Origin of the sequence: Streptomyces sp. NPDC049627 (assembly GCF_044465645.1) — a bacterium.
Taxonomy (GTDB): Bacteria; Actinomycetota; Actinomycetes; order Streptomycetales; family Streptomycetaceae; genus Streptomyces.
The window spans coordinates 139065-157119 of sequence record NZ_JBITLW010000007.1; the positions used below are offsets into that span (position 1 = coordinate 139065).

At 69.1% G+C, this 18055-nt stretch carries 14 protein-coding genes; all 14 read left to right on the top strand.

Annotated features, from left to right (window positions below; translation table 11 throughout):
• Positions 1-9 precede the first annotated feature (9 nt).
• The 14 genes from ACIBU0_RS20255 to recQ all read left to right on the top strand — a co-directional run bounded on the left by ACIBU0_RS20255 (position 10) and on the right by recQ (position 17897).
• The gene (locus ACIBU0_RS20255) at positions 10-564 is read left to right on the top strand and encodes an NADH-quinone oxidoreductase subunit B family protein (protein WP_003998928.1); all 555 of its coding nucleotides are present in this window, start codon (positions 10-12) and stop codon (positions 562-564) included.
• On the top strand, positions 561-1322 hold the full coding sequence (locus ACIBU0_RS20260) for an NADH-quinone oxidoreductase subunit C (protein WP_398820007.1): 762 nt from the start codon (positions 561-563) through the stop codon (positions 1320-1322). Before ACIBU0_RS20255 ends, ACIBU0_RS20260 begins: the two co-directional genes overlap by 4 nt.
• Positions 1319-2641 carry an NADH-quinone oxidoreductase subunit D gene (locus ACIBU0_RS20265; protein ID WP_398820009.1) on the top strand — a complete coding sequence of 441 codons (1323 nt, stop codon included), beginning with the start codon at positions 1319-1321 and terminating at the stop codon, positions 2639-2641. Before ACIBU0_RS20260 ends, ACIBU0_RS20265 begins: the two co-directional genes overlap by 4 nt.
• Positions 2638-3510 (top strand): NADH-quinone oxidoreductase subunit NuoE, encoded by an 873-nt coding sequence (gene nuoE, locus ACIBU0_RS20270; protein ID WP_398820012.1) that lies wholly within the window; start codon positions 2638-2640, stop codon positions 3508-3510. Before ACIBU0_RS20265 ends, nuoE begins: the two co-directional genes overlap by 4 nt.
• On the top strand, positions 3510-4859 hold the full coding sequence (gene nuoF / locus ACIBU0_RS20275; protein WP_398820015.1) for an NADH-quinone oxidoreductase subunit NuoF: 1350 nt from the start codon (positions 3510-3512) through the stop codon (positions 4857-4859). Before nuoE ends, nuoF begins: the two co-directional genes overlap by 1 nt.
• Complete coding sequence (locus ACIBU0_RS20280; RefSeq protein WP_398820018.1) at positions 4856-7360, top strand: NADH-quinone oxidoreductase subunit G; 2505 nt, start codon at positions 4856-4858, stop codon at positions 7358-7360. Before nuoF ends, ACIBU0_RS20280 begins: the two co-directional genes overlap by 4 nt.
• Positions 7357-8721 (top strand): NADH-quinone oxidoreductase subunit NuoH, encoded by a 1365-nt coding sequence (gene nuoH / locus ACIBU0_RS20285; protein WP_398820021.1) that lies wholly within the window; start codon positions 7357-7359, stop codon positions 8719-8721. Before ACIBU0_RS20280 ends, nuoH begins: the two co-directional genes overlap by 4 nt.
• Positions 8714-9355 carry an NADH-quinone oxidoreductase subunit NuoI gene (nuoI, locus tag ACIBU0_RS20290; RefSeq protein ID WP_398820024.1) on the top strand — a complete coding sequence of 214 codons (642 nt, stop codon included), beginning with the start codon at positions 8714-8716 and terminating at the stop codon, positions 9353-9355. The genes nuoH and nuoI overlap by 8 nt, the downstream gene beginning before the upstream one ends.
• Positions 9352-10194 (top strand): NADH-quinone oxidoreductase subunit J, encoded by an 843-nt coding sequence (locus ACIBU0_RS20295; protein ID WP_398820027.1) that lies wholly within the window; start codon positions 9352-9354, stop codon positions 10192-10194. Before nuoI ends, ACIBU0_RS20295 begins: the two co-directional genes overlap by 4 nt.
• Positions 10191-10490 (top strand): NADH-quinone oxidoreductase subunit NuoK, encoded by a 300-nt coding sequence (gene nuoK / locus ACIBU0_RS20300; protein ID WP_398820030.1) that lies wholly within the window; start codon positions 10191-10193, stop codon positions 10488-10490. Before ACIBU0_RS20295 ends, nuoK begins: the two co-directional genes overlap by 4 nt.
• Before the next feature lie 15 nt (positions 10491-10505).
• Entirely contained in the window at positions 10506-12470 is a 1965-nt protein-coding gene (gene nuoL, locus ACIBU0_RS20305) for an NADH-quinone oxidoreductase subunit L (protein ID WP_398820033.1), read from the top strand.
• A gap of 5 nt (positions 12471-12475) precedes the next feature.
• Positions 12476-14047, top strand: a complete 1572-nt coding sequence (locus ACIBU0_RS20310; protein ID WP_398820036.1) for an NADH-quinone oxidoreductase subunit M — start codon at positions 12476-12478, stop codon at positions 14045-14047.
• Positions 14044-15693 carry an NADH-quinone oxidoreductase subunit NuoN gene (nuoN, locus tag ACIBU0_RS20315; RefSeq protein ID WP_398820039.1) on the top strand — a complete coding sequence of 550 codons (1650 nt, stop codon included), beginning with the start codon at positions 14044-14046 and terminating at the stop codon, positions 15691-15693. Before ACIBU0_RS20310 ends, nuoN begins: the two co-directional genes overlap by 4 nt.
• 212 nt (positions 15694-15905) lie before the next feature.
• Positions 15906-17897, top strand: coding sequence for a DNA helicase RecQ (gene recQ, locus ACIBU0_RS20320; RefSeq protein WP_398820835.1), 1992 nt, complete (start codon positions 15906-15908; stop codon positions 17895-17897).
• Positions 17898-18055: the final 158 nt, after the last annotated feature.

The window sequence follows — 18055 nt, forward strand, 5'->3', positions numbered from 1 at the left end:
TTTAACGACATGGGACTCGAAGAAAAGCTGCCGAGCGGATTCCTGCTGACCACCGTCGAGCAGGCCGCGGGCTGGGTGCGCAAGGCGTCCGTCTTCCCGGCCACCTTCGGCCTCGCCTGCTGCGCCATCGAGATGATGACCACCGGCGCCGGCCGCTACGACCTGGCGCGCTTCGGCATGGAGGTCTTCCGCGGATCCCCGCGCCAGGCCGACCTGATGATCGTCGCCGGCCGGGTCAGCCAGAAGATGGCGCCGGTGCTCAGGCAGGTCTACGACCAGATGCCGAACCCCAAGTGGGTGATCTCCATGGGGGTCTGCGCCTCCTCGGGCGGCATGTTCAACAACTACGCGATCGTCCAGGGCGTCGACCACATCGTCCCGGTCGACATCTATCTCCCCGGCTGCCCGCCACGGCCGGAGATGCTGATGGACGCCATCCTCAAGCTGCACCAGAAGATCCAGACCTCCAAGCTCGGCGTGAACGCCGAGGAGGCGGCCCGGGAGGCGGAGGAAGCGGCGCTCAAGGCCCTGCCCACGATCGAGATGAAGGGGCTGCTGCGGTGAGCGACGCCAACGGCACCAACGGGGCGAACGGGTCGAACGGGGTCAACCCCGAGAAGGACCTCTCCGCCTCCAACCTCCCCGGCCAGCGTGGCCAGGGCGGCGAGGAGATCCGCGTCCAGCGCGGCATGTTCGGCGCCAACAACGGCGGCGACACCTCCGGCTACGGCGGCCTGGTCCGCTCGGTCCGGCTCCCGGGACCGGCGAGCAGGCCGTACGGCGGCTGGTTCGACGAGGTCGCCGACGAACTCGAGGGCGCGCTGGAGGAGCAGGGCCTCCTGCCCGACAACGCCATCGAGAAGACGGTCGTCGACCGCGGCGAACTCACCTTCCACATCGAACGCGAGCACCTCGTCCGCGTCGCCCGCACCCTGCGCGACGACCCGGCCCTGCGCTTCGAACTGTGCACCGGCGTCAGCGGCGTCCACTACCCGAACGACAAGGGACGCGAGCTGCACGCCGTCTACCACCTGCGCTCGATCACCCACAACCGGCTGATCCGCCTCGAAGTCAGCGCCCCCGACAGCGACCCGAAGATCCCGTCGCTGGTCTCCGTGTACCCGACGAACGACTGGCACGAGCGCGAGACCTACGACTTCTTCGGCATCGTCTTCGACGGTCACCCGGCCCTGACGCGGATCATGATGCCGGACGACTGGCAGGGCCACCCGCAGCGCAAGGACTACCCCCTCGGCGGCATCCCCGTCGAGTACAAGGGCGCCCAGATCCCGGCTCCGGACCAGCGGAGGTCGTACTCGTGAGCACGCAGTCAGCAGCCGCCCGCGAAACCACCGAGGGCACCGTCTACACGGTCACCGGTGGCGACTGGGACGAGGTCGTCGAGTCCGCGGCCCGCGCCGACGACGAACGCATCGTCGTCAACATGGGCCCCCAGCACCCCTCCACCCACGGAGTGCTGCGCCTCATCCTGGAGATCGAGGGCGAGACCGTCACCGAGGCCCGCTGCGGCATCGGCTATCTCCACACCGGCATCGAGAAGAACCTCGAGTACCGGACCTGGACGCAGGGCACCACATTCGTGACGCGCATGGATTACCTGACGTCCTTCTTCAACGAGACCGCCTACTGTCTCGCCGTCGAGAAGCTCCTCGGCATCGAGGACCAGATCACCGAGCGCGCCAAGATCATCCGGGTGCTCCTCATGGAGCTGAACCGGCTCTCCTCCCACCTGGTGTGCATCGCCACCGGCGGCATGGAGCTCGGCGCCACCACGATCATGATCTACGGATTCCGTGATCGTGAAATGATTCTCGACATCTACGAGCTGGTCACGGGCCTGCGCATGAACCACACGTACATCCGGCCCGGCGGACTCGCCCAGGACCTGCCGCCCGGCGCGGTGGACCAGATCCGCGAGTTCGTGAAGAAGATGAAGAAGAACCTCCCGGAGTACGACAAGCTCGCCACCGGGAACCCCATCTTCAAGGCCCGCATGCAGGACGTCGGCTATCTCGACCTGGCCGGCTGCATGGCCCTCGGCGCCACCGGTCCGATCCTGCGCTCCACCGGCCTGCCGCACGACCTGCGCAAGACGCAGCCGTACTGCGACTACGAGACCTACGACTTCGAGATCCCGACCGCCGACACCTGCGACTCCTACGGGCGCTTCCTGATCCGCCTGGAGGAGATGCGCCAGTCGCTCGGGATCATCGAACAGTGCCTGGACCGGCTGCAGCCGGGACCGGTCATGGTCGCCGACAAGAAGATCGCCTGGCCCGCCCAGCTCGCCCTGGGACCGGACGGGCTCGGCAACTCCCTCGACCACATCAAGAAGATCATGGGCACCTCCATGGAGGCCCTGATCCACCACTTCAAGCTGGTCACCGAGGGCTTCCGCGTCCCGCCGGGACAGGCGTACGCGGCGGTCGAGTCGCCCAAGGGCGAGCTCGGGGTGCACGCCGTGTCCGACGGCGGCACCCGCCCCTTCCGGGTCCACTTCCGCGACCCGTCCTTCACCAACCTGCAGGCCATGGCGGCGATGTGCGAGGGCGGCCAGGTCGCCGACGTCATCGTCGCCGTCGCGTCCATCGACCCCGTGATGGGAGGCGTCGACCGGTGACCACCTCTTCTTCCGAGCGGGGCGTCAGCCTGGGCATGCCCCAACTGCCCGCGCCCGCCTACCCGGACGACGTTCGAGCCCGGCTGGAGGCGGACGCGCGCGAGATCATCGCCCGCTACCCGGACTCCCGGTCCGCCCTCCTGCCGTTGCTGCACCTCGTACAGGCGGAGGAGGGCCATGTCACGCGCACCGGGATGCAGTTCTGCGCGGACGTGCTCGACCTGACCACGGCCGAGGTCACCGCGGTCGCCACCTTCTACACCATGTACCGGCGCAAGCCGAGCGGTGACTACCAGGTGGGCGTCTGCACCAACACCCTGTGCGCGGTGATGGGCGGTGACGCGATCTTCGAGGAACTCCAGCAACACCTGGGCGTCGGCAACGGCGAGACCACCGACGACGGCAAGGTCACCCTGGAGCACATCGAGTGCAACGCGGCCTGCGACTTCGCGCCCGTCGTGATGGTCAACTGGGAGTTCTTCGACAACCAGACCCCGGCGAGCGCCAAGCGCCTCGTGGACGACCTGCGCGCGGGGCGGGCCGTCGAGCCGACGCGTGGGGCGCGGCTGTGCACCTTCAAGGAGACCGCGCGGATCCTGGCCGGCTTCCCCGACGAGCGGCCCGGGGCCGTCGAGGAGAGCGGCAGTGCGGGACCGGCGTCACTGGTGGGCCTCCGCCTGGCCAGGGGAGAGACCGCACCCGCGCGCGTGGTCCATCCGCGGGAGGGCGGCCCGCACAGGGGACCGCAGGACAGGGCAGTGCACGAACCGTCGCCGACTGAACACCTCAGCTCGCACGACGCGCCGCAGAAGACGTCCGCGTCCGACCCAGCCCACCCGGCAGGGCCTGTCGCCGAGGAGGGGGAGTGATGACGTTGGCACCCGAACTGAAGGAAAACAGCCCCGAGAAGCTGCTCGCACCCGTGCTGTCGGCCTTCTGGGACGAGGACAGGTCCTGGACGCTGGACGTCTACCGAAGGCACGAAGGGTACGAGGGACTCCGCAAGGCGCTCGCCATGTCGCCGGACGACCTGATCGCGTACGTCAAGGACTCCGGTCTGCGCGGGCGCGGCGGCGCGGGATTCCCGACGGGAATGAAATGGCAGTTCATTCCCCAGGGTGATGGAAAACCGCACTATCTAGTTGTCAACGCCGACGAATCGGAGCCCGGAACCTGCAAGGACATCCCGCTCCTCTTCGCGAACCCGCATAGCCTCATCGAGGGCATTGTCATCGCCTGTTATGCCATCAGGTCGTCGCATGCCTTCATCTATCTGCGTGGTGAAGTCGTCCCCGTGCTGCGGCGGTTGCACTCGGCCGTGAGCGAGGCCTATGCGGCCGGCTACCTCGGCGAGAACATCCTCGGCAGTGGCCTCGACCTCGAACTCACCGTGCACGCGGGCGCGGGCGCGTACATCTGCGGTGAGGAGACCGCACTGCTCGACTCGCTCGAAGGCCGCCGTGGTCAACCGCGGCTCCGTCCCCCCTTCCCTGCGGTGGCAGGTCTCTACGCCTGCCCGACTGTTGTGAACAACGTCGAGTCGATCGCCTCGGTTCCCGCGATTCTGAATCGGGGCAAAGAATGGTTCCGGTCGATGGGCAGCGAGAAGTCCCCGGGCTTCACGCTCTACTCGCTCAGCGGCCATGTCGCCAACCCCGGTCAGTACGAGGCCCCGCTCGGCATCACACTCCGCCAGTTGCTGGAGATGAGCGGCGGAATGCGCCCCGGGCACCGGCTGAAGTTCTGGACGCCGGGCGGCTCCTCGACCCCGATGTTCACCGACGAGCACCTCGACGTCCCTCTTGATTACGAAGGAGTGGGCGCCGCGGGTTCCATGCTCGGCACCAAGGCGCTCCAGTGCTTCGACGAGACGACCTGCGTCGTACGCGCCGTCACCCGCTGGACCGAGTTCTACGCCCACGAGTCCTGCGGCAAGTGCACACCCTGCCGCGAAGGCACGTACTGGCTCGTGCAGTTGCTGCGCGACATCGAGGCCGGCAAGGGCGTGATGAGTGACCTCGACAAGCTGAACGACATCGCCGACAACATCAACGGCAAGTCCTTCTGCGCCCTCGGCGACGGCGCCGCCTCGCCGATCTTCTCCTCGCTGAAGTACTTCCGCGAGGAGTACGAGCAGCACATCACGGGCCGTGGCTGCCCCTTCGACCCGGCCAAGTCGACGGCCTGGGCCGATCACCGCACGGAGGTGAACGCATGACCGTGACCACCAATGCTCCCTCGGGAGGGGGAGAGGCGGCGGTCCCGCCGGAAGATCTCGTGACGCTGACGATCGACGGCATCGAGATCAGCGTGCCCAAGGGCACCCTGGTCATCCGGGCCGCCGAGCAGCTCGGCATCGAGATCCCCCGCTTCTGCGACCACCCCCTCCTCGACCCGGCCGGCGCCTGCCGCCAGTGCATCGTCGAGGTCGAGGGCCAGCGCAAGCCGATGGCGTCCTGCACCATCACCTGCACCGACGGCATGGTCGTGAAGACGCACCTCACCTCGCCGGTCGCGGAGAAGGCCCAGAAGGGTGTGATGGAGCTCCTGCTCATCAACCACCCGCTGGACTGCCCCGTCTGCGACAAGGGCGGCGAGTGCCCGCTGCAGAACCAGGCCATGTCGCACGGGCACGCCGAGTCCCGCTTCGAGGGAAGGAAGCGGACGTACGAGAAGCCCGTCCCCATCTCGACGCAGGTGCTGCTCGACCGCGAGCGGTGCGTGCTGTGCGCCCGCTGCACCCGGTTCTCCAACCAGGTCGCGGGCGACCCGATGATCGAGCTGCTCGAGCGCGGCGCGCTCCAGCAGGTCGGGACCGGTGAGGGCGACCCGTTCGAGTCGTACTTCTCCGGCAACACCATCCAGATCTGCCCGGTCGGCGCGCTCACCTCGGCGGCGTACCGGTTCCGCTCCCGCCCCTTCGACCTCATCTCCTCGCCGTCGGTCTGCGAGCACTGCTCCGGCGGCTGCGCGACGCGCACGGACCACCGACGCGGCAAGGTCATGCGGCGGCTCGCCGCCTACGACCCCGAGGTCAACGAGGAGTGGATCTGCGACAAGGGCCGGTTCGCGTTCCGCTACGCCCAGCAGCGCGACCGGCTTCAGACACCGCTCGTGCGCAACGCCGAGGGCGACCTGGAACCGGCCTCCTGGCCGGAGGCGCTGCAGATCGCGGCCCAGGGTCTGCTCGCCTCGCGCGGCCGGACCGGTGTGCTGACCGGCGGCCGTCTCACCGTCGAGGACGCCTACGCGTACAGCAAGTTCGCGCGCGTGGCGCTCGACACCAACGACATCGACTTCCGCGCGCGGTTGCACAGCGGCGAGGAGGCCGACTTCCTGGCGGCCCGGGTCGCGGGCCACGGCCGCGACCTCGACGGTACGGGCGTCACCTACGCCTCCCTGGAGAAGGCGCCGGCCGTCCTGCTGGCCGGGTTCGAGTCCGAGGAGGAGGCGCCCGGCGTCTTCCTGCGGCTGCGCAAGGCCTGGCGCAAGCACGGCCAGAAGGTCTTCTCGCTCGCCACGCACGCGACGCGCGGCCTGGAGAAGGCCGGCGGAACGCTGCTGCCGGCAGCCCCGGGCACCGAGACCGAGTGGCTGGACGCGCTCGCGAGCGGCGTCGGCCTGGACGAGGCCGGCACCAAGGCGGCCGAGGCGCTGCGCAGCGAGGGCGCGGTGATCGCCGTCGGCGAGCGGCTGGCCGGTGTGGCGGGCGGGCTCACCGCCGCCGTACGGGCCGCGACCGCGACCGGCGCCGAGCTGGTGTGGATCCCGCGCCGGGCGGGGGAGCGCGGTGCCGTCGAGGCCGGTGCGCTGCCGTCGCTGCTGCCGGGCGGGCGTCCGGCGACCGACCCGCGCGCGCGTGAAGAAGTCGCCGCCGTCTGGGGCCTGGCCGACCTCCCGCACCGCTACGGCCGTGACACCGGCCAGATCGTCGAGGCGGCCGCGACCGGTGAACTCCAGGCCCTGCTGGTCGCGGGCGTCGAGGTCGCCGACCTGCCCGACCCGGCACGCGCGCGTGAGGCGCTCGCCGAGGTGGGCTTCGTGGTGTCGCTCGAGCTGCGGCCCGGTGAGGTGACCGAGCTTGCCGACGTCGTGCTTCCGGTCGCGGCGGTCGCGGAGAAGGCCGGCACGTTCCTCAACTGGGAGGGCCGGGTCCGCTTCTTCGAGGCCGCGCTCAAGCCCGACCAGATGACCCGCCGCCTGGCTCCCACCGACGCGCGCGTGCTGCAGATGCTGGCCGACGCCATGGACGTACACCTGGGTCTGCCGGATCTGCGTACCGCGCGCGCGGAGATCGACCGGCTCGGCCCCTGGGACGGGCCGCGGGCCACCGAACCGCTGGCCACCGCCAACCCGTTGCCCCGGCCGGCCGCCGGAGAGGCCGTCCTCGCGGGGCACCGGCTGCTGCTCGACCAAGGCCTCCTCCAGGAGGGCGACGAGGCGCTCGCCGGCACCCGGCATGCCGCCTACGCGCGCGTGTCGGCCGCCACGGCTGCCGAGGCGGGCGTCAAGGGCGGCGACCTGCTGGCCGTCACCGGTCCCTCCGGAGCCGTCGAACTGCCCCTGCAGATCACGGAGATGCCCGACCGGGTGGTGTGGATCCCGCTGAACTCCACCGGTGGCGGCGCCGCCTCCGACACCGGGGCGCTGCCCGGCTCACTCGTCCGCATCGGCCCGGCGACGCTCGCCGGCGAGGCCCCCAAGGAGGTGGAGGCATGAGCCCGTACCTCGCCGCTGAAGACCTCTCGATGTTCGGCCGCGACCCCTGGTGGCTGGTCGTCATCAAGGCGGTGTTCTGCTTCGCCTTCCTGATGGTGACCGTGCTGTTCTCCATCGTCTGGGAGCGCAAGGTCGTCGCCTGGATGCAGCTGCGCATCGGCCCCAACCGGCACGGCCCCTGGGGCATGCTCCAGTCGCTCGCCGACGGCATCAAGCTGATGCTCAAGGAAGACGTCATCGTCAAACGCGCGGACAAGGTGGTGTACATCCTCGCGCCGATCGTCGCGGCCATCCCGGCCTTCATGGCGATCGCGGTGATCCCCTTCGGCCCGGCCGGCAACGAGATCTCGATCTTCGGCCACCGCACCACGATGCAGCTCACCGACCTGCCGATCGCGATGCTCTACATCCTCGCGGTCGCCTCGGTCGGCATCTACGGCATCGTGCTGGCGGGTTGGAGTTCTGGATCCACGTATCCGCTGCTCGGCGGTCTGCGTTCCTGCGCGCAGATGATCTCGTACGAGATCGCCATGGGCGCCGCCTTCGCCTCGGTCTTCCTCTACTCCGGGTCGATGTCGACATCGACGATCGTGGAGGCGCAGCAGGACCGCTGGTACGTCGTGCTGCTGCCGGTGTCCTTCCTGATCTACATCGTGACGATGGTCGGGGAGACCAACCGCGCCCCGTTCGACATGCCGGAGTCCGAGGGCGACCTGGTCGGCGGCTTCAACACCGAGTACTCGTCGATCAAGTTCGCGATGTTCATGCTCGCCGAGTACGTGAACATGGTGACGGTCTCGGCCGTGTCGGTGACGCTCTTCCTGGGCGGCTGGCGGGCCCCGTACCCGGTCAGCGCCTTCTGGGAGGGCGCGAACCACGGCTGGTGGCCGCTGCTCTGGTTCGTGATCAAGGTCCAGCTGCTGCTCTTCTTCTTCATCTGGCTGCGCGGCACGCTGCCTCGCGTCCGCTACGACCAGCTGATGAAGCTCGGCTGGAAGGTCCTCATCCCGGTCTCCGTCGTCTGGCTGATGCTCGTCGCGACCGTGCGGACTCTTCGCAACGAGAACTACGACTTCGCCGACATCGCTCTCTACGTCGGCGGCGGCGTCCTCGCGCTGCTGCTCCTGTCCTTCGTCGCGGACATGTTCCGCGAGCGGACGAAGGCGGCCGCGCAGGCGGCCGAGGAACCCGCCGGCTTCGACGCGATGGCGGGCGGATTCCCCGTACCGCCCCTGCCCGGACAGGAGCTTCCGCCGGTGCCGCGGCGCCGCTCGCACCGCGAGCGGGAGCTGATTGTCAGTGGTGGGCCCGATACTCAGAGTGACGGATCTCTGGATGGAAAGGAGGCGTCCGATGGCTGAGGAGCCCAAGGAGACCAAGCCCGGTTTCCTGAACCCCGTGGCCGGCTTCGGCGTGACCTTCAAGGCCATGTTCAAGAAGCGGCTGACCGAGCAGTACCCGGAGCAGCAGAAGACCACCGCTCCGCGCTTCCACGGACGGCACCAGCTCAACCGCCATCCGGACGGCCTGGAGAAGTGCGTCGGCTGCGAGCTGTGCGCCTGGGCCTGCCCCGCCGACGCCATCTATGTGGAGGGCGCCGACAACACCGACGAGGAGCGGTACTCGCCGGGCGAGCGGTACGGCCGCGTGTACCAGATCAACTACGCCCGCTGCATCCTGTGCGGACTGTGCATCGAGGCGTGCCCCACGCGCGCGCTCACGATGACGAACGAGTTCGAGCTCGCCGACTCCAGCCGCGCCAACCTCATCTACACCAAGGAGCAACTGCTCGCCGGTCTTGAGGACGGCATGGTCGACACGCCCCACGCCATCTATCCCGGGACCGACGAGCAGGACTACTACCGGGGTCTGGTGACGGAGGCCGCGCCGGGTACGACCCAGCAGGTCGCGCTCTCCAAGGGCGAGGTCCCGCAGGAGGCCGCCGCGACCTCCGGCGAGGAAGAGCCGGCGTCCGAGAAGGTGATCGGCCGATGACCGAGCAGCTCGCCGCCTACTCCACCTCCACCGGAGAGGCCGTCCAGTTCTGGATCCTCGGCACCGTCGCCGTGATCGGCGCCCTGTGCACCGTCTTCATGAAGAAGGCCGTGCACAGCGCGCTCTGTCTCGCCGGGACCATGATCGTTCTGGCGGTGTTCTACCTCGCCAACGGCGCCTACTTCCTGGGCGTCGTGCAGATCATCGTCTACACCGGCGCGATCATGATGCTCTTCCTGTTCGTGGTGATGCTCGTCGGCGTCACGGCCGCGGACTCCCTCAAGGAGACCATCAAGGGCCAGCGCTGGCTGGCCCTTCTCTGCGGCCTCGGCTTCGGCATCCTGCTCATCGCAGGTATCGGGAACGCCTCCTTGAAGGAGTTCAACGGCCTCGGCCAGGCGAACGCGAACGGCAATGTGGAAGGTCTCGCGAACCTCCTCTTCACTCAGTACGTCTTCGCCTTCGAGATCACCGGCGCCCTGCTCATCACCGCCACCGTCGGCGCCATGCTGCTCACGCACCGAGAGCGCACCGAGCGCGCCAAGACGCAGCGCGAGCTGTCCGAACAGCGCATCCGGGAAGGCAAGTACATCCCGCCGCTGCCGGCCCCCGGCGTCTACGCCCGGCACAACGCGGTCGACATCGCGGGCCTGCTGCCCGACGGCACCCCGTCCGAGCTCACCGTCAGCAAGACGCTGCGTGAGCGCGGCCAGATCCGCGACGTGTCCACCGAGGCGCTCAACGACCTGAAGGCGCTGGAACAGCGCGCGGAGGAGCGGCTGGAGCGGACCGCGATCGAGCCGTCGACCTTCAAGCGGCCGGAGGAGGCGTCGAAGTGAACCCGGTCAACTACCTCTACCTCGCCTGCCTGCTCTTCACGATCGGCGCCACGGGCGTGCTGATCAGGCGCAACGCGATCGTCGTGTTCATGTGCATCGAGCTCATGCTCAACGCCTGCAACCTCGCGCTCGTCACCTTCTCCCGGATGCACGGCAATCTCGACGGCCAGATCATCGCCTTCTTCACGATGGTCGTCGCCGCCGCGGAGGTCGTCGTCGGGCTGGCGATCATCGTGTCGCTGTTCCGTTCCCGCCACTCGGCCTCGGTCGACGACGCCAGCCTGATGAAGCTCTGAGGGGTCGGAAGAATCGTGGAGAACCTGATTGCGCTGCTGATCGCGGCGCCCTTGCTCGGAGCGGCCGTCCTGCTGTGCGGCGGCCGGCGCCTCGACGCCGTCGGCCAGTGGATCGGCACGCTCCTGTCGTTCGTCTCCTTCGCCTTCGGCGTCGTCCTCTTCGCCGACCTGCTGGGCAAGGACGCCGAGCACCGGACCCTCACCCAGCACCTGTTCAGCTGGATCCAGGTCGAGAGCTTCCAGGCGGACGTCGCCTTCCGCCTCGACCAGCTGTCGATGACGTTCGTGCTGCTGATCACCGGCGTCGGCTCGCTGATCCACCTGTACTCGGTCGGGTACATGGAGCACGACGAGCGGCGCCGCCGCTTCTTCGGCTATCTGAACCTGTTCCTCGCGGCGATGCTGCTGCTCGTCCTCGCCGACAACTACCTGCTGCTGTACGTCGGCTGGGAGGGCGTCGGTCTCGCGTCCTATCTGCTGATCGGCTTCTGGCAGCACAAGCCCAGCGCCGCCACCGCCGCGAAGAAGGCATTCCTGGTCAACCGCGTCGGCGACATGGGCCTGTCGATCGCGATCATGCTGATGTTCCTGTGGTTCGGCACCTTCGCCTTCGGGCCGGTGCTCGGCACGCAGGAGGAGGTCGGCCTGGTCGGTGACGCGAGCGAGGGCAAACTGACCGCCATCGGCCTGATGCTGCTGCTCGCCGCCTGCGGCAAGTCCGCCCAGGTGCCGCTGCAGTCCTGGCTCGGGGACGCGATGGAGGGCCCGACCCCGGTCTCGGCCCTCATCCACGCCGCGACGATGGTGACCGCGGGCGTCTACCTGATCGTCCGCTCCGGAGCCATCTTCAACGCCGCGCCGGACGCGCAGTTGGTCGTCACCGTCGTCGGCGCGGTCACGCTCCTCTTCGGTGCGATCGTCGGTTGCGCGAAGGACGACATCAAGAAGGCGCTGGCCGGCTCGACCATGTCGCAGATCGGCTACATGATCCTCGCCGCGGGCCTCGGCCCCATCGGCTACGTGTTCGCGATCATGCACCTGGTGACGCACGGCTTCTTCAAGGCCGGGCTGTTCCTCGGCGCCGGTTCGGTCATGCACGGCATGAACGACGAGGTCGACATGCGCAAGTACGGCGGCCTGCGCAAGTACATGCCGATCACCTTCGTCACCTTCGGCCTCGGCTACCTCGCGATCATCGGCTTCCCGGGCCTGTCCGGTTTCTTCTCCAAGGACAAGATCATCGAGGCGGCGTTCGCCAAGGGCGGCACCGAGGGCTGGATCCTGGGTGGTTGCGCGCTGCTGGGCGCGGCCATCACGGCGTTCTACATGACGCGCGTGATGCTGATGACGTTCTTCGGAGAAGAGCGCTGGCGCCACACCCCGACACCGTCCCCGGCCGAGCCCAGCGTGGAGCCCGCGGCCGAGACGCGCGGCGAGCACGCGGAGCCGCACCCGCACGAGTCGCCCAAGGTCATGACGATCCCCATGATCGTGCTGGCCGTCGGGTCGGTGGCCGGCGGTGCGTTCTTCAGCATCGGCGACCGCTTCCTGCACTGGCTGGAGCCCATCACCGGGCACTCCCACGGCAACCCGCCGATCAGCGCGGGAGCCGTCACCGGCGCGACCGTCGCATGCATGGTCATCGGCGTGGCCATCGCCTACGCCCAGTACGGCCGTCGCCCGGTCCCGGTCGTCGCCCCGCGCGGGTCGCTGCTCACCCGGGCCGCCCGGCGCGACCTGCTCCAGGACGACTTCAACCACGTCGTCCTCGTACGCGGCGGCGAGCACCTCACGCGCTCCCTGGTGTACGTCGACCACACCCTGGTCGACGGCGTCGTCAACGGCACGGCGGCCTCCATGGGCGGCCTGTCCGGACGGATGCGCAGGCTGCAGAACGGCTTTGCACGGTCGTACGCGGTCTCGATGTTCGGCGGTGCGGCGATCCTCATCGCCGCGACCCTGCTGATGAGGGCGGTCTGATACCGATGTCCTTTCCTCTGCTGACAGCTACGGCGGTGCTCCCGGCGCTCGGGGCGATCGCCACGGCCGCCGCACCGGCCGCCCAGCGCACCGCCGCCAAGTGGCTGGCGCTGCTGTTCTCGCTCGCCACGCTCGCGCTCGCGATCACCGTCCTGGTCCGCTTCGACCCGGACGGCGACCGCTATCAGCTCACCGAATCCCATGCCTGGATCGCGGACTTCGGGGTCCGCTACGAGCTCGGCGTGGACGGCATCGCGGTGGCGCTGATCGCGCTGACGGCGCTGCTGATGCCGTTCATCATCCTCGCGGGCTGGCACGACGCCGACCCGCTGGAGACCGGCAGCTCGCGCTGGCGGCCCACGCAGGGTTTCTTCGCCCTGATCCTGGCCGTCGAGGCGATGGTGATCCTCTCCTTCGAGGCCACCGACGTCTTCCTCTTCTACATCTTCTTCGAAGCCATGCTCATCCCGATGTACTTCCTCATCGGCGGCTTCGGGGACCGTGCCCACGAGCACGGCGAGAAGGCGGCGTCGACGCAACGGTCGTACGCGGCCGTGAAGTTCCTGCTCTACAACCTGGTCGGCGGTCTGATCATGCTGGCCGCGGTGATCGGCCTGTACGTGGTCGCCGGGAACTTCAGCCTCCAGGAGATCGCCGAGGCCCGTGCCAACGGCACGCTCGACATGGCGACGAACACCGAACGCTGGCTGTTCCTCGGCTTCTTCTTCGCCTTCGCGGTGAAGGCACCGCTGTGGCCGCTGCACACCTGGCTGCCCAACGCCATGCAGGAGTCCACCGCCCCGGTCGCCGTGCTCATCACGGCGGTCGTCGACAAGGTGGGCACCTTCGCGATGCTCCGCTTCTGCCTCCAATTGTTCCCGGAGGCGAGCAAGTGGGCGACGCCCACGATTCTCGTCCTGGCACTCATCAGCATCGTCTACGGGGCGCTGCTCGCGGTGGGCCAGCGGGACATCAAGCGGCTGGTGGCGTACGCGTCGATCTCGCACTTCGGCTTCATCATCATGGGCATCTTCGCGATGACCAGCCAGGGCCAGTCCGGCGCGACGCTGTACATGGTCAACCACGGCATTTCCACGGCCGCGCTGATGCTGGTCGCCGGCTTCCTGATCTCGCGGCGCGGCTCGCGGCTCATCGCCGACTACGGCGGTGTCCAGAAGGTCGCCCCGGTGCTCGCCGGCACCTTCCTGATCGGCAGCCTGGCGACCCTGTCGCTGCCGGGACTCGCGCCCTTCGTGAGTGAGTTCCTCGTCCTGGTCGGCACGTTCACGCGCTACCCGGTGATCGGCATCATCGCCACCTTCGGCATCGTCCTCGCCGCGCTCTACACCCTCGTCCTCTACCAGCGGACGATGACGGGCCCGGTGAAGCCGGAGGTCTCCGCGATGCCCGACCTCAGGGTGCGCGAACTCGTGGTCGTCGCCCCGCTGGTCGTACTGCTGATCTTCCTGGGCGTCTACCCGAAGCCCGTCACGGACATCGTCAACCCGGCGGTCAAGCAGACCATGTCCGACGTACAGAAGAAGGACCCCCAGCCCGAGGTGGAGGCGGCCAAGTGAGCGCATCAGCCGTCCACAGCCTGTGGACAACCGCGGCCGATCCGATCTCGAAGATCGACGCGCCGAAGATCGAGTACGGACAGTTGTCGCCCACCCTGATCGTCGTCGGCGCGGCGGTCGTCGGGGTGCTGATCGAGGCGGCCGTCCCGCGCAGGTCGCGCTACTACGCGCAGGTGTTCGTCTCCGTCGTGGCGCTGGTCGCGGCCTTCGCCGCGGTCGTGGCGCTGGCGGCCCGCGGATACGCCACGACCAAGTCGGGCATCGCCGCGATGGGCGCGATCGCCGTTGACGGACCGGCCCTCTTCCTGCAGGGCACGATCCTGCTGGCGGGCCTGGTCGGCCTGTTCACGTTCGCCGAACGGCGACTCGACCCGGCGGCGCACGGCAACCGGGTCGACTCCTTCGCCGCACAGGCGGCGTCCGTGCCGGGCAGCGACAGTGAAAAGGCCGCCGTGAAGGCCGGGTTCACCACGACCGAGGTGTTCCCGCTGCTGCTGTTCGCGATCGCCGGCATGCTGGTCTTCCCGGCGGCGAACGACCTGCTGACGCTGTTCATCGCCCTGGAAGTCTTCTCGCTGCCGCTGTACTTGATGTGCGCGCTGGCCCGCCGCAAGCGGCTCATGTCGCAGGAGGCCGCGGTCAAGTACTTCCTGCTGGGTGCCTTCGCGTCCGCGTTCACGCTGTTCGGCATCGCGCTGCTGTACGGCTACGCGGGGTCGGTGTCGTACGGGACGATCGCGCAGGTCGTCGACGGCACGGTCCCGGACGTGACGCCGGCGCTCGCGGACACGATGGGCAACGACGCGCTGCTGCTCGTCGGCGCCGCGATGATCGTCATGGGTCTGCTGTTCAAGGTGGGCGCGGTGCCGTTCCACATGTGGACGCCCGACGTCTACCAGGGTGCGCCGACGCCGGTCACCGGCTTCATGGCGGCCGCGACGAAGGTGGCCGCCTTCGGTGCGCTGCTCCGCATCCTGTACGTCGTCCTGCCCGGGCTGCGCTGGGACTGGCGGCCGGTCATGTGGGGCATCGCGATCGTCACCATGCTGGGCGGTGCGATCGTCGCGATCACGCAGACGGACATCAAGCGGCTGCTGGCGTACTCGTCGATCGCGCACGCCGGATTCATCCTCGCGGGTGTCATCGCGGCCACGCCGTCCGGCGTGTCGTCCGTCCTCTTCTACCTGGCCGCGTACTCGTTCGTGACGATCGGCGCGTTCGCGGTGGTGACGCTGGTGCGCGATGCCGGCGGCGAGGCGACGCACCTGTCCAAGTGGGCTGGCCTGGGCCGCCGTTCGCCGCTGGTGGCGGCCGTGTTCGCGGTGTTCCTGCTGGCCTTCGCCGGCATTCCGCTGACGTCCGGCTTCGCCGGGAAGTTCGCCGTGTTCAAGGCGGCGGCGGAGGGCGGGGCGGGCCCGCTGGTCGTGGTCGGTGTGATCTCGTCCGCGATCGCTGCGTTCTTCTACATCCGCGTCATCGTGCTGATGTTCTTCAGCGAGCCGAAGCCGGAGGGGCCGACGGTCGCGGTGCCGTCGCCGCTGACGATGACGGCGATCGGGCTCGGTGTGGCGGTCACCCTGGTGCTGGGTGTGGCTCCGCAGTACTTCCTGGACCTGGCGAGCCAGGCAGGCGTGTTCGTGCGCTGACCCGGCACTCGCCTGCCTGGACCACGGCGGCCCGGCACCTCTCGGGGGTGCCGGGCCGCCGTGCGCGCTGCGGGCGCAGTCATACCGATGACGCAATAAAGCCGATCGATTACGGAAGGGGGCCGGGCAGCCTGTGGATAACTCCGGCGCTGTCCGTGGCGGCCCCTATCGTGGAGGCAGTGGTCGAGGGACGACGTACGGGGGACATGGCGATGGGTGCGACGGGCGGGATCAGTGAGATGCCAAGGGTGACCGAGGCGGTACCGGCGAGCGACGGCGAGGCGCTGGCCACGTTGCACCGGGTCTTCGGGTACGACGCCTTCCGGGGCGAGCAGGAAGCGGTCATCGAGCATGTGGTGGCCGGCGGGGACGCCGTCGTCCTCATGCCGACCGGTGGCGGGAAGTCGCTGTGCTACCAGATTCCGTCCCTGGTCAGACCGGGTACGGGAATCGTCGTCTCGCCGCTCATCGCACTGATGCAGGACCAGGTGGACGCGCTGCGGGCGCTCGGCGTGCGCGCCGGGTTCGTCAACTCCACGCAGGACTTCGACGAGCGGCGGGTCGTGGAGGCGGAGTTCCTGGCGGGCGAGCTCGACCTGCTCTACCTGGCCCCGGAGCGGCTGCGGCTCGACTCGACGCTGGACCTGCTGTCGCGCGGCAAGATCGCCGTCTTCGCGATCGACGAGGCGCACTGCGTGTCCCAGTGGGGCCACGACTTCCGCCCCGATTACCTCGCCCTCTCGCTGCTCGGCGAGCGCTGGCCGGACGTCCCGCGGATCGCGCTCACGGCGACGGCCACGCGGGCGACGCACGAGGAGATCACCCAGCGGCTGAACATGCCGACGGCCCGGCACTTCGTGGCGAGCTTCGACCGGCCCAACATCCAGTACCGGATCGTGCCGAAGGCCGACCCCAAGAAGCAGTTGCTGAGTTTCCTGCGCCAGGAGCACGAAGGCGACGCGGGCATCGTCTACTGCCTCTCGCGCAAGTCGGTGGAGGCGACGGCGGAGTTCCTGACCCGCAACGGCATCGAGGCGGTGCCGTACCACGCGGGTCTGGACGCGGGCACGCGCGCGGCGCACCAGTCCCGCTTCCTGCGCGAGGAGGGCCTGGTCGTGGTGGCGACCATCGCCTTCGGGATGGGCATCGACAAGCCGGACGTCCGCTTCGTCGCCCACCTCGACCTGCCCAAGTCGGTCGAGGGCTACTACCAGGAGACGGGCCGCGCCGGCCGTGACGGACTGCCCTCCACGGCCTGGATGGCCTACGGCCTCAACGACGTCATACAGCAGCGCAAGCTGATCCAGTCGGGCGAGGGCGACGAGGCGTTCCGGCGCCGGGCCGCCGCGCACCTGGACGCGATGCTGGCGCTGTGCGAGACGGCTCAGTGCCGGCGCGGTCAGCTGCTCGCCTACTTCGGCCAGGACCCCGATCCGGTGGGCTGCGGCAACTGCGACACCTGCCTGACGCCGCCGGAGACCTGGGACGGCACGATCGCGGCGCAGAAGGTGCTGTCGACGGTGGTGCGGTTGCAGCGGGAGCGGGGGCAGAAGTTCGGGGCGGTGCAGATCGTCGACATTCTGCTGGGGCGGCGTACGGGCAAGGTGATCCAGTTCGATCATGACCAGCTGTCCGTGTTCGGCATCGGCGAGGAGCTGAGCGAGGGCGAATGGCGGGGTGTCGTCCGGCAGTTGCTGGCGCAGGGGCTGCTGGCCGTAGAGGGGGAGTACGGGACGCTCGTGCTGACGGAGGCCAGCGGGTCCGTGCTGCGGCGGGAGCGGGAGGTGCCGCTGCGGAAGGAGCCGAAGAAGCCGGTGACCTCGCGGGCGGCATCGGGCTCGGGTTCCGGGGGCTCCGGGCGCGGTGAGCGCAAGGCGAAGGCGGCTGTGGCCGAGTTGCCGGAGGACCTGCTGCCGGCTTTCGAGGCGCTGCGGGCCTGGCGAGCCGAGCAGGCTCGGGAGCAGGGGGTTCCGGCGTATGTGATCTTCCATGACGCGACGTTGCGGGAGATCGTGACGGTGTGGCCTGCGTCGGTGCGCGAGCTCGGCGGCATCAGCGGGGTGGGGGAGAAGAAGCTGGCGACGTACGGGGAGGGGGTGCTGGAGGTCCTGGCCTCGGAGCGGGGCGAGTCGGGGGCGGAGGTGCCGGCTGCCGAGGCGGACGACTGGCCCGAGATGGAGCCGGAGCCGGAGGACTGGGCCTAGAGGCAGCCTGGGGGTCGGGAGCAGGGCTCGGCGAATGGCGCATGCCCGGGGATTGCGTCGGTCGGCGGCGGAGCGCGCACCCCGGTGTCGGCCGGGTGCGGCCTGCGCCCACCTGGGACGCCCCGGCGGCACGACTGCCCGCAGCTACGAGCGGCCGT